The organism is Nocardia sp. NPDC057227, assembly GCF_042669725.1.
GTDB classification, from domain to species: Bacteria; Actinomycetota; Actinomycetes; order Mycobacteriales; family Mycobacteriaceae; genus Nocardia; species Nocardia asteroides_A.
Map to the genome: position 1 here is coordinate 19,406 of NZ_JBHUXA010000028.1, position 13,780 is coordinate 33,185.

The 13,780-nt window shown below is 73.0% G+C and carries 8 protein-coding genes; 3 read left to right on the forward strand and 5 right to left on the reverse strand.

Annotation, left to right across the window (positions count from 1 at the left end; genetic code table 11):
* Positions 1-55: 55 nt before the first annotated feature.
* The gene (locus ACFUJ1_RS28915; protein WP_378650488.1) at positions 56-2,017 is read right to left on the reverse strand and encodes a potassium transporter Kup; all 1,962 of its coding nucleotides are present in this window, start codon (positions 2,015-2,017) and stop codon (positions 56-58) included.
* A gap of 200 nt (positions 2,018-2,217) precedes the next feature.
* Here ACFUJ1_RS28915 and ACFUJ1_RS28920 point away from each other — a divergent pair, with 200 nt between their 5' ends.
* Together ACFUJ1_RS28920 and ACFUJ1_RS28925 are read left to right on the forward strand one after the other, a co-directional pair.
* The gene (locus ACFUJ1_RS28920; protein WP_378650489.1) at positions 2,218-3,594 is read left to right on the forward strand and encodes a hypothetical protein; all 1,377 of its coding nucleotides are present in this window, start codon (positions 2,218-2,220) and stop codon (positions 3,592-3,594) included.
* Positions 3,594-4,967, forward strand: coding sequence for a hypothetical protein (locus tag ACFUJ1_RS28925; RefSeq protein WP_378650490.1), 1,374 nt, complete (start codon positions 3,594-3,596; stop codon positions 4,965-4,967). Before ACFUJ1_RS28920 ends, ACFUJ1_RS28925 begins: the two co-directional genes overlap by 1 nt.
* Here ACFUJ1_RS28925 and ACFUJ1_RS28930 read toward each other — a convergent pair.
* The 4 genes from ACFUJ1_RS28930 to ACFUJ1_RS28945 form a co-directional block, all read right to left on the reverse strand.
* Positions 4,939-9,924 carry a hypothetical protein gene (locus tag ACFUJ1_RS28930; protein ID WP_378650491.1) on the reverse strand — a complete coding sequence of 1,662 codons (4,986 nt, stop codon included), beginning with the start codon at positions 9,922-9,924 and terminating at the stop codon, positions 4,939-4,941. The genes ACFUJ1_RS28925 and ACFUJ1_RS28930 overlap by 29 nt on opposite strands.
* Positions 9,925-10,028: 104 nt before the next feature.
* Positions 10,029-10,445, reverse strand: a complete 417-nt coding sequence (locus ACFUJ1_RS28935; protein ID WP_378650492.1) for a hypothetical protein — start codon at positions 10,443-10,445, stop codon at positions 10,029-10,031.
* A gap of 110 nt (positions 10,446-10,555) precedes the next feature.
* The gene (locus ACFUJ1_RS28940) at positions 10,556-11,380 is read right to left on the reverse strand and encodes an alpha/beta fold hydrolase (protein WP_378650493.1); all 825 of its coding nucleotides are present in this window, start codon (positions 11,378-11,380) and stop codon (positions 10,556-10,558) included.
* Between the two features lie 116 nt (positions 11,381-11,496).
* On the reverse strand, positions 11,497-11,994 hold the full coding sequence (locus tag ACFUJ1_RS28945) for a tellurite resistance TerB family protein (RefSeq protein WP_378650494.1): 498 nt from the start codon (positions 11,992-11,994) through the stop codon (positions 11,497-11,499).
* Between the two features lie 109 nt (positions 11,995-12,103).
* On the opposite strand from ACFUJ1_RS28945, the gene ACFUJ1_RS28950 reads away from it, so the two are divergent.
* Complete coding sequence (locus ACFUJ1_RS28950; RefSeq protein WP_378650495.1) at positions 12,104-13,768, forward strand: alkaline phosphatase D family protein; 1,665 nt, start codon at positions 12,104-12,106, stop codon at positions 13,766-13,768.
* The last annotated feature ends 12 nt before the right edge of the window (positions 13,769-13,780 follow it).

Below are 13,780 nucleotides of genomic sequence, written 5' to 3' on the forward strand. Positions count from 1 at the left end.
CATCGAGTACCGCTTCCTCCGGGTCCGGGATGCGGCCCGCGTCGACAGCCGAGGCTCACACCTCGACGTGCGAGCCCATGATCACCGTGCGCTCGCGCGGCAGCCCGAAGTGGTCCGCGGCGTCGGCGGTGATGTGCGAGGTGGCGATGAAGAGGCGTTTGCGCCACCCGGCCATGGTCGGCTCGGGGCCGAGGTCGAGTTCGATGGTGGAGAGGAAGTAGGTGGCGTCGGCCAGGTCGAGCGGGCCCTCGGTGCTCTCCGGGTCGAGCCGCGCGAGGGCCGAGGGCAGGTCGGGTTTCTGCATGTAGCCGAAGCGGACGGCGACGTGCACGATGCCGTCGTCGGCTTGGCCGAGGTGGTCCACCTCGAGCCGCTCGGCGTCCGGGACCCGCGGCACCGGCACCGTCTCCATGGTGGCGATCACGATCTGCCGGTGCCGCACGTGGTTGCGCTCGACATTGGCGCGCAGCGCGAGCGGCGCGGTCTGCTTGCCGCGGTTCAGGAAGACGGCGGTGCCGGGCACCGTGGTGGTGGGCAGCTCGCCCGCGCGCAGCTGCTCGACGAACTCGCGCAGCGGCCCCTCCCGGTGCTGCCGCCGCGCGGTGACCAGCGTGCGGCCGCGCTGCCAGGTGGACATCACGGTGTAGGCGGTGAGCGCGATGAGCAGCGGCAGCCAGGCGCCGTGCAGCAGCTTGGTCAGGTTGGCGGCGACGAAGAGCAGGTCGAGCGCGAGCAGCGGGGCCGCGCCGAGCACGAGCAGCCAGACCGGGGTGCGCCAGGTGGCCCGCGCGACGTAGAAGAAGAGCAGCGTCGTGATGGTGATGGTGCCGGTCACCGCCATGCCGAAGGCGTAGGCCAGCGCCGACGAGCTGCGGAAGGCGAAGACCAGGGTGAGCACCGAGACCAGCAGCAGCCAGTTCACCCACGGCACGTAGATCTGCCCGATCGCCTTCGCCGAGGTGTGCGCGATCCGCAGCCGCGGCAGGTAGCCGAGCCGCGCCGCCTGCGCGGCCACCGAGAAGGCGCCGGTGATCACCGCCTGCGCGGCGATCACGGTGGCCGCCGTGGCGAGCAGCACCAGCGGCCACCGGGCCCACTCCGGCGCGAGCAGGAAGAACGGGCTGTCGACGTGCGCCGGGTCGGCGAGGATCAGCGCGCCCTGCCCGAAGTAGCTGAGCACGCAGGCCGGGAACACCAGCCCGAGCCAGCCGCGCACGATGGCGGGCCTGCCGAAGTGCCCCATGTCGGCGTAGAGCGCCTCGGCGCCGGTCACCGCGAGCACGACGGCGGCGAGCGCGAAGAACGCGATCCCGAAGTGGTGCACCAGGAAGCCGAGCGCGTAGCTGGGCAGCAGCGCCTTCAGGATCTCCGGCTGCTCCGCGATGCCGCGGATGCCGAGCGCGCCGATGGTGCCGAACCAGACGATCATGACCGGCCCGAAGGCACGGCCCACCGCCGCCGTTCCGCGCCGCTGCACCGCGAAGAGCGCGACGATGATGACCGCGGTGATCGGGACGACGGCGTCGGCCAGCCCCGGCTCCACCACCTCGATGCCCTCCACCGCGGAGAGCACCGAGATGGCCGGGGTGATCATGCTGTCGCCGAAGAAGAGCGAGGCGCCGAAGATGCCGAGCCCGGCCAGCCCCGCCGCCACCCGCCTGCTGCCCGGCGCGGGCAGCCTGCGCAGCAGCGTGATGAGCGCCATGATGCCGCCCTCGCCGTCGTTGTTCACCCGCATGGCGAGCAGCACGTAGGTGACGGTGACGACGATGGTGACGGCCCAGAAGATCAGCGAGACGACGCCGTAGACGTTGGCGGTGCTCACCGGCACCGGGTGCGGATCGGCCGGGTCGAAGACGGTCTGCAGGGTGTAGATCGGGCTGGTGCCGATATCGCCGAACACCACGCCCAGCGCCGCCACCACCACCGAGAGCCGCAGCACCGAGCGCCCGGTCGGCGCGGCGGACTCGGTCTCCGGGTCGTCGCCGGAGACCGTCGCGTATCGGCGCTCACCCATTCCTGCCCTCCCGATCGTCCGGACCGCGCCGAGAATACCCCCGCGACCTGCCCGGAAGCGGGAGCACGCTGCACCGTCGACCGGGCCGCTCGATTCCGGACCGTGTCGGTCGGACGGCCGACTGGCAGGGCGGCGCCGATGTAAGAGGATGCAGGACGGGCGGCGATCCAGCGCCCCGGTCGTGATGCGGAGGGTGATCGATGACAGACCCGCGCTACCCGGAACCGACCTGGGTGGCACCGCTGTGGTGGGTGACGGGGCCGGACGCCACCACGTCGCGCCGCGCCCTGATCGTCGCCTGGGTGGCTCGGGCGCAGGCGCCGCCACGGAAGAGCGAGTTCATCGACGAGATGAAGGGCTGGTCGGGGGTCCTCGGCAGTTCGAAGCCCTGGGTCGCCGGTGCGTACGGAGCACCGGCGGCGCAGTTGGCGGGTAAGAATATCTGTCTGGACGATCCGCAGGCCTGGCTCGCCGTGTCGCGGCTGTACGCCGCGTTCGTCGACACCTTGGCGCGGTTCACCGCGAGGTTCGCCGTCGCCGCGGCGCAGTACCGGCCGCGCGACATCCCGAACGAATTCTACGACGCCGTGCGGGGTTACGAACTGACCGTGCCGCCCGCGGTGCGGGCGATCATGGCGGGCGACCCCACCCCGGACGGGTTCGGCGGGGTCGTGGACACCGAGCGGTCCGCCGAAGCCTTCGTGGCCGACCCCGTCGCCAACGAGCCGCCCCACCACGCCGCCGCCATGCGCTGCTACGCGACGGTCCTGCGCGCCCGCTCGAGATCCTTCCTGGACGATCCCGAGCTGTTCGCGGCGTTCACCGAGCGGATCGCCGAGCTCGCTCGGTACGGCCCCCTCCCGCCGATGGCGGCGGATACCTCGGCGGCCGACGTGGCTCGGGCGGACGACCTGATCGTGGAGCAGGTGCGCGCCGATCGGCTGCACACGAATCCGCACCTGTCGGAGGCATTCTTGCGGACCCGACCAGCGTTGCTGCGCCGGGTGCAGCAGGGCCGCCCGCTGACCGACGCGACCCTTCTCTTCACGAAACTCCGGTCCGCGCGAATCGACAGCTTCCGGGCCGAGCAGCGCATTCGCGAGCAGGAGACGCCACTCGAGGTCACCGAACTCCCGGCACCGCGCGACGACGTCGCGTACCGCCGCGTCGAGGATTCCGGGGTGCTGGCCCGCGCGCGGAAGCTGCTGGCGGAGTACCCCGCGCATCGTCCCGGGACGACGATCGACTGCTGGGAGAAGGAGTTCGCCTGTACCGTGCTCGACGAGCCCGCGGATCCGGACGGCTACGCCAGGCTCCGCACCCGGGTCGCCGAGGAGTGGCGGAAGGACCGTGCGCCCGGGGCGAAGCGCCCGGAGGGCGCGGCGAGCGCCACCCCAGCGGCCGCCGCCGGGCTGGTCGACGCGCTGCTGTTCCTCGCGCTGTCGAGCGCGGCGCAGGCGGGCGATGTCCCGGATATCGCGAACAGCGACGCGTTCACCCGCCGTCGCGAAGAGACGGATCGCGTCCTGCGTGAGCTGGGCTACTCGGTGGACGATATCGAACGGGGGGAGCGGTGATGGCCGACCCGGGATTCCTGTCGATCGAAGAATCCGGCGCGGTGAGCTGGTTCTCGGCGCGGGCCGCCGCGGTGCCGCCGGTCGAATTCGCGGTCGCGCCCGGCATTCTCGTGCAGGTCGACCCGGCCCGTCCGAGCGATCCGCTCGGCTGGAGCATCGACGGCGGCACCAGCGCCGAACCGCTGGCTTCGGCGCTCGGGTCTCCGGAATTCGCGCCGTTCGTCACCGAGCTGCGCGGGCGCGGGGCCGGGGTGTACGCGTTCACCGCGCCCGGCCTCACCGGCGCATGGCCCCATCGCGCCGTCGTCGCCGCCACCGCCCGCTGGACGGTGCGTCCCCTGCACCGCGGCGCCCTGCTGCTCGACCGAGCCGTGGCCGCGCACGGGGTGGGCGGGACAGCCGAGGCCCGGCGGCTGTTCGGGCATGCGGACTACGCGCTCCGCGAGCTCGGTGAACGGTGCGTGCGCGGCGAGCTCGGCGACAGCGCCGGGCAGCTCGTGCGCACCGCCTTCGCCGCCGCCGGGACTGCCGGGATCGGTGCCGAACTCGCGGACCTGGCCGAGCAGGTCGCCGCGACCGCCGCCGTCGGCGACGCGGAGTTGCTCGCCACGCTCGCCGCCTGGGTCGACGCGGCCGCCCGCACCCGGCCCGACATCCTCGTCGGTGACGACGCGGCACGGCTCTCCCGGGATCGGGAACCGCTGGATCTGACCGTGCTCCCGCCCCGCATCCTCGCCTGGGCGGGCCGGAACACCGCCGAGCTGCGGCTCGAATACCACGCCGATTCGGATTCCCTCCTGCTGGAGGCGCCGCTGGCCGACGGGGTCGACCCGCTCTGCCGGGAGGCACGGGAACTCCTCGGCTACAGCGCGGAGTTGCGCACCGGCACGGTGGTCGCGGTCGCCCCCGCGGTGGCCGCGGGCCGATCGGTCGTCGCCTGGATTCCCGCGCGCGACCGGGATCCGGCCACGTTGACGCTCGGACTCTTCGACGCGGGAGCCGATCTCGGAACCCTGCGCACCGACCCGATGGGGCGTGCGCTCGCGGCGGTCGACCGCGCCACGATCGAGGCATGGAACGAGCAGCGCAGGGCGACGGCGCTGCTCTCCGTCGCGGTGCAAACCGATCATCAAGCCGGTGAACGGGCGCGCCTCCGGAGCGACGAGCACCTGGTGGCCGCCCGCGCCGCCACCGCCGACGCGCGCCGGCTGCTGGCGACGCTGATCGGCGCCGCTGGCGACGAGGCGGAGGAACTCACCGCGCGCGCGAGCGCCGTCGACGCCTACGCCGACCGGCTGTGGGAGGTCGGCCCCGTGCCGGTCAGTGAGCTGCTGCTGGTGGATCTCATCCCGCCGAATGCCGACCCGGACTGACATCGAGATCGAGCAGGACGATTCCCTGCTCGGTGTTGACCACGATGGAGCCCTGGTCCCCGAGTGCCAGTCCGGTCACCGGGGCGTCCAGGTGGATCGGCAGCGGATCGTCCGCGTCGAAGGGCCGGAGGCGGACCGCGGAGCCGGTGGCGACGACCAGGCCAAGCTCGGGATGGATGAGCGCGGCCCCCAACTGGCCGCCGCAGTCGGCCATCCGGCGGGGGCGCGGGGTGCGCAGTAAGCGGCGCAGCGGCCCCTGGAACAGGGTATCGATCGGCCATTCGCTGACCAGCCCCACGACGTTCGCGACGTACAGCACGTCGGTGCCGTCGACCGCTCCGGTCATCAGCAGATGGATGACCTCCTCCTCGAGGGTGGGCCCGGTGGGCGCACCCGTCCACAGGTCCCACATCCGGAGCGTGTCCTGCAGCATTCCCGCCGTGAAAACGATCGGGCGGCCGCGGAAGACGTGTGCGGCGACCAGGACTCGCTTCCCCACGCCCCCGGCGCCGAGACCGGTGATGCCGGGGCGGTACGGCGCCCCGTGCAGCACCGACGCGGTGCGGAGTTCGTCGTCCCGTGCGGTGATGACGATGGTGTCGTCGCCGATCGATACGGTCGCCGAGTTGGCCGAGCCGTAGTGCAGCCCGTCGTCGAGCGGCACGGGCGTCATGGCGTGTGCTTGCCACGCCCGCTGTCCGAGCATGCTCGCGCCGAGCACGACCTGGGCTCCGGCGACCTCGATCGTGCGCAGCTTCGCGATCCCGGGCGGAGCGGCGACGGCCGCCTCGATCCGCTCACCCTTCCCGAGGTCACGGAACGCGAGCTTCCGCCGCCCGGAGGCGACGACCACCGCGGGCCTGCCACGCAGCCCGGCAACCGTGACCCCGGTCGGATTGACCGGCTCGGTATCGATGACCGGGATACCGGTCCTGCCGTCCACCAGCTCGAGTTCGCCGTCGTCACCACCGATCAGGATCGCCGTCGATCCGGCCAAGCGGGTCAGCGCCGCCGGTGGCTGGTGCGCGGTTCCCGGGCCGCCCTTGCCGCTCACCCCGACCGGTGGCGAATGATCATCCGCTGCCAGCGATCGCACCCAGAGCTGGTAGTCGTCACCGCAGGCGAGGACCAGGTGCCCGTCGCCGGAACCCGGCACTCCGGAGGGGTACAACCGGGCCGCCCGGACACGTTCCGGGAATTCGAGGCGCACTCCGACCTGCTCGCGTGTCCGCAGGTCGATGGCGCGAACCACGCAGTGGCCCGGTTGGGCTCCCGGTTCCGCGACGAGCACGGTCGGCCGGTCGTCGAGCAACTCGAGCCCGATCAGGTGTTCGTGCTCGAACGGCTCCCCGTGACAACTGCTGTCGATCGACCCGGTGGCCGGATCGATCGTGGTGCAGACCTCGGCGGTGGCGACGACCGCCATCGGCCGACCGTTCACCATGACCAGCCGTATGGTGTGGACGGGATCGCCGCAGCCCGCCGCGGGCCCAAGCGCGGCGCCGGTCCGCGCATCCCAGCAGCGCAGCCTGCCGGGGGCGGCGGCTGCGGCGGCCAGTATTCGATCGCCCACCCGTCGGCAGTCCATCGCGGTGACCTGGTGCTCGAGCGAGCAGGTCTCCTGCCGGGCGACCGGTGCCAGTGCGAACAGCCCGCCGTCCATGCCGCCGGTGACGATGTACACCTCGTCGTCGTGCACGGCGGCGGCGACGGCGGTCACGGTCTCGTACAGCTGGGTGCGGTAGAGGTCGGGAAGCCCCTCCGCGCCCGCCCGGCCGCCTGCCTCGAGATCCCAGATCCGGACAGTGCGGTCCACCCCCGCGGTGACGGCGATATTCCGGCCGCTGTCCCGCGCGAGCGCGACCCCGGTGATCGTCTCCGTGTGCCCGGTCAGCGCCGCCTCCGGAAGGTTGGCGTCGGCGAGATTCCAGACCCGGATCGTGAAGTCGGCGCTGCCGGTGACGGCCACCAGATCGTCGCCGAGCCGCCCGGTGGTCAGCGCGCTGATCTTGTCCGTGTGCCCGACGTAGGCCGTTCCCAGCGGGTCGCCGGTGCGCAGGTCCCAACTGATCACGGTGCGGTCCTCGCTGGTGGTGACGACCATCGGGAACTCGCCGCCGAGTTCGACCCGGATGCCGGTCACCGCCCTGGAATGCCCCGCCATGCGGGCGATCACGGCCCCGGTCCCGAGGTCGATGATCTCCAGACTGCCGTCGGATCGGCCGGTCATCACCCGCCACTCCGGCGAGCCGGAATCCTCCGTCGGCGGCAGCGGCGCGATCGCGCACGCAGCGCGTTCGAACGCGGCGATGCGCTCGAGGCGCAGCAGGTCGAAAACGCGGATGCCGTGGATATTGTCGTGGGTGGTCACCAGGATCGGCCCGGTCGGCCGGTCGATCACCGCCATGTCCGTGGCGTCTCCGTGCGGCCCGGTGATGGAGTCGGGGCGGGTCGCGAGCGTTTCCCCGGTTGTCAGATCCCACATCGTCAGGGAGCCGTTGCTCTGCGCACCGACGGCAACCGGTCGCCCTCGAAATCGATGTACCACCAGGGAGGTCGTGCGTCGGTAGAGGTCGGTTGGGGCAAGAGGCTCGCCGATGAAGCCGTTTCCCCAGCCCGACTCGTCGTGGTGACAAACCTGAATCATGCCGTCGCTCATGCCGAGCACGATGAAGAACTCATTGCCGAACTTGCCGTGTGCCGCGGTCAGGATGGTCGTCGCACTCGTGTCGTGGTTCGAGCAGAGTTCCAGGGCCTGGCCGGTATCGGGGTCGTGGATCGAGCACAGGACCGCGCCCACCGCGAGAATGACCGTACGGCCGTCGATCTCGACAAGGGCCAGATACACCTCGCCGTGCACGGCGAAGATCCGCGCGGCCTTGCGCTGCGCGTTCCACCAGGCCCAGCGGGAGCGCCACCCGGCCCCCGCGGGGAAGCGCGCGGCGATCCGATCGGTGTATCGCGCGGGCACCCTGGCCTTCTGGGCGTCGAGCCGAAGGTATTCGTGCCGCTCGTGCACCTGCCGCCGCGGCAGGGTGCGCCCGGCCGCGCGCAGGAAGAAGACCGTGCGCTGGATTCCGCGCAGGTGGTCGCGGTGCCGCGCGGCGCGGTCGAGCACGATGAGCATCCGGTAGATCTGACCGTCGCTCAGCCGGGCGGCGGCGTCCCGGTGCGTGTCGTCCGGCAGCAGGTGCCCCTGGACGAGCTCGACGAGCTCGTCGTCGGCGCCCCAGACCGTCGCGATCAGGTACTCGCCGAGGCGGTCGGGCTCGAGCGGGCCCCACGCGGAGTAGGGGTCCGGGTAGAGGTCGGCGAGCCAGCGGACCACCCGGGCGCGGTAGTGCGGTTCCCGCTGCCGGACGGCGGGAAGGGAATCGACCAGGTTCGCCGCCTGCCGCTCGGTGCTCGCACCGAAAAGGGTGACCGCGGCGACCGATTCGCGAAGCGGCCCGGGGTCGGGGTCGAGGCCGTATGCCTCGGCGGTCCGCCGCCAGTAGGTGGACTCGTGCCCGAGCAGGATGTCCTCGGTCGAGCCGGAGCGGCGCACCGGCCGCGGACCGGACTGGAGCAGATCGGCCAGTGCCTGTTCGTACAGCGTGAGTGCGTGCCCGAACCGCGGCCGCCACAGTTCTTCGGGCGTCGCGATCCGCTCGATCCGGCGTGACCACTCGGTTTCCCGGTAGTCGGGGACGTCGGTGAGCCGCGCGGCCAGCGCGTTCAGCGCCTCCCGATACAGGCGCAGCCGGAGGTCGAGGGCGACGGCGAGACGTCCCAGCGTGAGCTCGTCGAAGGCCGATCCGGTGAACTTGCCGCGCAGCTCGGCCCACCACGTGCCGGGCGAGCGGGCGACGAGCAGGATTCGGATCGGCCCCGCGGTGGCGTCGGCCCGGCTGCCGATGAGCCGGAGCAGGGTGCGGACCGGATCCTCCGACCGCTCACCGGCGCTGCGCCACGCCTCGGCGTAGTCGATCATGATCAGCACCGGAGCGCTGGAGCGGCGCAGCGCGCGCTCGACGTCCGCGCACGCGAGCGCCGCCGCCATCCGGTCGAAATCCGCCCGCGCGACCCCGCAGCTCCAGCCCAGCGCGCGCTGCCGCGTCAGGAGTTCCAGCGCCAGCCTAGTCTTGCCCTGGCCGCCCTGCGCGTGCATCAGCATCACGCTCGACCCGGCACCTTCACACCAGCGCTGCAGCCGTGCGAGTTCGGCGTGCCTGCCGTGGAAGTCGATGATCCGCGACTCGGCCCGGAGCAGCTGCGCGGGTGAGCCGGGGCGAGCCGGTGCGGGGGAGGGGGCGAGCTCGACCAGCTCGACCGCGTCCACCACGAGCTCGCCGCTCGTCGCGGCGCGGGTGAACCCGGGGTCGGCGGCGAGCACATCGATCGGCTGGTAGCGGAGCCGTCCGCCGTCCCACTCCGTCGAGTCCGCGGTGACCACGCCGACCAGCAGTCCGGCTGCCCAGACCGCCGCTCCCGACATCCCGCGCCACGCGCCCGCACCCGATACCGGCGGTGCTCCGGTGATCACGAGGTGAGACCGGCCGTCATCCGCCGCCCCGCACGGGATGTTCCCGGTCACCGGCTCCAGCCCGCGCCGCCCGCCCCGTTCCCGCGCCCGGGGAAAGCCCTGTGCGTCAGCGGCGACGACACCGTCGCCGGTGACGAACCGGCCGAATCGAACCGGTTCGGCGTCGTGCAGCCACGCGGGCAGGTCGGGGTCGGTGAGCGTGAGCACCGCCGCGTCCACGCTGCCGGTCCGGGACCAGACCACCTCCGCCTGCCGGACCCGGTCGTCACCGGCGAAGCCGAGTTCGACGCGCTCCGCGTCGGCGGGGACGACGTGGCCCGCGGTCAGCACGGTCCGCGGGCCGATCAGGTAGCCGGAGCCCAGCTCGGTGCCGCTCGGCCCGATGGCCGATATCGCCGCGACTCGTTGCTTCGCGAGGCCCGGGCCAGCCACAACGTCTCCCTCGTCCCGCGTGCGGTGCTGCCGCGTCGCGGCCGGATCCACGGTAGTTCCGGGAAGGGTTTCGCCCTATCGTGCGAACGGCCGACAGGCCGGGGCTAGCGCACGCGGTGCGGGTCGAGGGTCCAGCGGAGTTCCTCGTCGCCGTAGTCGGCGATCTCGCTCAGCCGCCTGCCCCCGGCCAGGATGCCGGTGCGGTCGACCTGGACCAGCGGGCAGCCGAGGCCGTCCAGGTGCGGGCACCAGCGGCGGGCGATGCGCAGGCAGGTCTGGTGCAGGGCCGCGTCGCCGAGCACCCAGTCGCCCGCCTCGACGACCACCCAGGCGCGCTCCGGCAGCGGGTCGCCGCAGACCTGGCAGAGCCACTCGGCCTGGCAGCGCCGGAGGCGGTCGGTGTCGACGCACTTCCAGTCGGCGGCGCCCCACCAGACCGGGGTGATCCACGGGACCGGCAGCCCCTCGATCCGGCGCCGGGGCAGCCCCGGCTCGGACCACGGCGCCGAAACGGCTTCCACGAACTCGTCATCCTCTCGTCGCGCCGCACGGCGCGGCCGTCCACGCTACCAGCGTGCACCGAGGTGTGAGTCCGAGTGGTACCACAAGGTGGCTTGCGGCTCGCCCGGAGTCAGCCCGCCGCGAGCACGGCCTCCCGGACGATGCCGGCGACGGCGTCCGGCTGCGAGACGTAGGAGGCGTGCGAGGCGGCGATTTCGCGGGTCCGGCCGGGCGCGACCTGCTGCGCGGTCTCGCGCTGCAGGGCGGGCGGGATCACCCGGTCCGCGCCGGAGACCAGGTACCAGCTCGGGGTGTCGGCCCAGGACGGGTCGCCGGTGCGCTCCAGGTTTGCGGTGGCGGCGAGGGTGCGCTGGTTGCGGTACATCTCCGCGGCCTTGGCTGGCGTGACGTCCTGGGCGAAGACCTCGCGGAAGAACGGCTCGGTGACGAAGGCGTCCAGGTTCACCCCGGCGGGCCCCGCCGGGTCGGCGACCGGCTTCACCAGCAGCGCGGGCGGGAGCAGCAGGCTGCCCGGGTGCGCGATCGGGTTCACCAGCTCGGCGAGCAGCTGGTTCCGCTGCGGCGCGTAGGCGGCGACGAAGACATTGGCGGTGACGTCCGGGTCGTGCGTATTGGTGATGACGGCGCCGCCGTAGGAGTGGCCGACCAGCACGATCGGGCCGTCGATCCCGGCGAGGAACTCGGTGAGGCGGGCGGCGTCGTTGGCGATGCCGCGCAGCGGGGTGTCGAAGGTGCGCACCGCGATGCCGTCGGCGGTGAGCCGGTCGGCCACGTCGGACCAGCCGGACGAGTCGGCGAAGGCGCCGTGCACCAGCACCACCGTCGGTGCCGGATCGGCGTGCGCGGGGGCGGCGGCGAGGCCGAGGGCGAGCGCCGCGGCAACGGCGGTGCCCGCGGCGCGGCGGCGGAAGCGGGCGGTTCGGCGGGCGTTCATGGATTCCTCCGTCGATCGTCGGGGCGCACGGCACCGGGCGCGGACCGCTCCGAGCGTGCCATACCGGAGATTCGCCACGCGTGTGCCCGCGGTTTGCGGAGAGTCCGGATCGGGTCCTAGCGGGGCAGCTCGAGCAGGGGCGGGATGCCGAGCGCGGCGCAGGCGTCGCGCACCGCGTGCACCTCGGCGGGGGAGAGCGTGCCGTCGGCGTTCGCGATCATGATGCCGATCTGCACCACCGCGCGCGCCTGCTCCGGCTTGCCCGCCACCTTGGTGATCTGCTGCAGCACGTGCGCCCGGCCGAAGGCGGGGTCCTGGACCAGCCGGTCGCAGTTGCCGTCGAACAGGGTGCGCAGTTGCTCGGCCGGGAAGTTGTCGAGCACCGCGTCCCCGGTGATGAGCCCGGCGACCTGCGCCCGCTCCTCGGCGGTGACGGTGCCGTCGGCGGCGGCGACCAGCGCGCACATCCCCATCACCGCGTCCCGGAAGGCGCCGCTGGTGAACTCGTTCTTCTTCGACACGAGCTGGGACCGCCACTGCGGGGCCTTGTCCGCCAGGTCCATCAGCCGGGTGACGGTGTGCCCGCTGTTCAGCAGCTTGTTCAGGAACGACATGACGGACTCCCGCGACAGGGGCCGGCGCGCGACGACCCGCCCCGGCGAACACTCGGAAGGTAGCAGATCCGCGGGTGCGCCGCCCCGCGATCCCGGCGCTGGCGTTTCGATGCCCGACCGTCGAGGATGGCGAACCGTGGGAGCACCGATCGAGGGGCCGCCGGTCGGCCGCCGGACCGTGATGAAGGGCGGTGCGGTCGCGGCGGCGGCCGTGTTCGCGGGGACCGCGCGCGCCGCCGCGCAGACCCCGGTCTTCGCGCACGGCGTCGCCTCCGGCGACCCGCTGCCGACCGGCGTAATCCTCTGGACCCGGGTGACCCCCGCCCCGGAGGCGACCCCTGGCTCGAACCGCGGCCCGGACGTCACCGTCCGCTGGGAGGTCGCGCGCGACGACTCCTTCGGCAGCATCGTCGCCACAGGAACCACGACGGCGACAGCGGCTTCCGACCACACCGTGAAGATCGACGCATCCGGCCTGGCCCCCGGCACCGGCTACCGCTACCGCTTCACCGCGCTCGGCGCCACGTCGCCGACCGGCCGCACCAGGACCGCCCCCGCCGCCGCCGACACCCCCGAGCGGCTCCGCTTCGGCGTGGTCTCCTGCTCGAACTGGGAGGCCGGGTACTTCGGCGCCTACCGGCACCTGGCGGCCCGCGGCGACCTGGACGCCGTGCTGCACCTCGGCGACTACCTGTACGAGTACGAGCGCGGCGAGTTCGGCGGCCGCGGCGGCGCGGTGCGCGCGCACGACCCGGAGCACGAGATCACCACGCTCGCCGACTATCGGATCCGGCACGGCCAGTACAAGACCGACCCCGACCTGGCCCTGCTGCACGGCTCGGTGCCCTTCATCACCACCTGGGACGACCACGAGACCGCCAACGACGCCTGGTCCGGCGGCGCGCAGAACCACGACCCGGCCACCGAGGGCGACTGGGCGGCCAGGCGCGCGGCGGCGCGGCAGGCGTACCGGGAGTGGATGCCGGTCCGCGACACCGCCGACGGCAGGCTCTACCGGCGGCTGCGCTTCGGCACGCTGGCCGAGCTCTCGATGCTGGACCTGCGCAGCTACCGCGACCGGCAGGTGCGCCCCGGCGCGGGCTGGCGCGACGTCGACGCACCCGAGCGCAGCATCACCGGCCGGGAGCAGCTGGACTGGCTGATCGGCGGGCTGGAGTCCGCGCCGGTCCGGTGGAAGCTGGTCGGCAACCCGGTGATGATCGCGCCGGTGCTCTTCCCGCCGCTCGAGCCCGCGGTGACCGAGGGGCTGGCCCGGACGATCGGGATCCCGGCGGGCGGTATCCCGTTGAACGCCGACCAGTGGGACGGCTACACCGCCGACCGGAACCGGCTGTTCCGCGCGGTGCGGGACGGCGGGGTGGGCGGGGTGCTCTTCCTCACCGGCGACATCCACAGCTCCTGGGCCGCCGACCTCCCGCTGGACGCGGCGGCCTACCCGGCCGGGCCGGTGGCGGGCGCGGAGTTCGTCGTGCCGTCGGTGACCTCGCAGAGCCCGGGCGATATCGCCGGGGCCGCGGCCCGCGGCGGCATCGTCGCCGCGGAGAACGCGGTGCGCGAGGTGAACCGGCACCTGCGCCACCTGGAACTGGCCTCGCACGGGTACGGCGTGCTGCACGTGGACGCCGGGCAGGCGCAGATGGACTGGTTCTACCTGCTCGACGTCGCCGACCCGAATTCCGGCGTCCGGCACGGCATCTCGCTCGCGGTCGGCGCGACCGGCCGGATCGAGCCGCGGCCGGGCCCGGTCGGCTGAGCGAAACGCCGC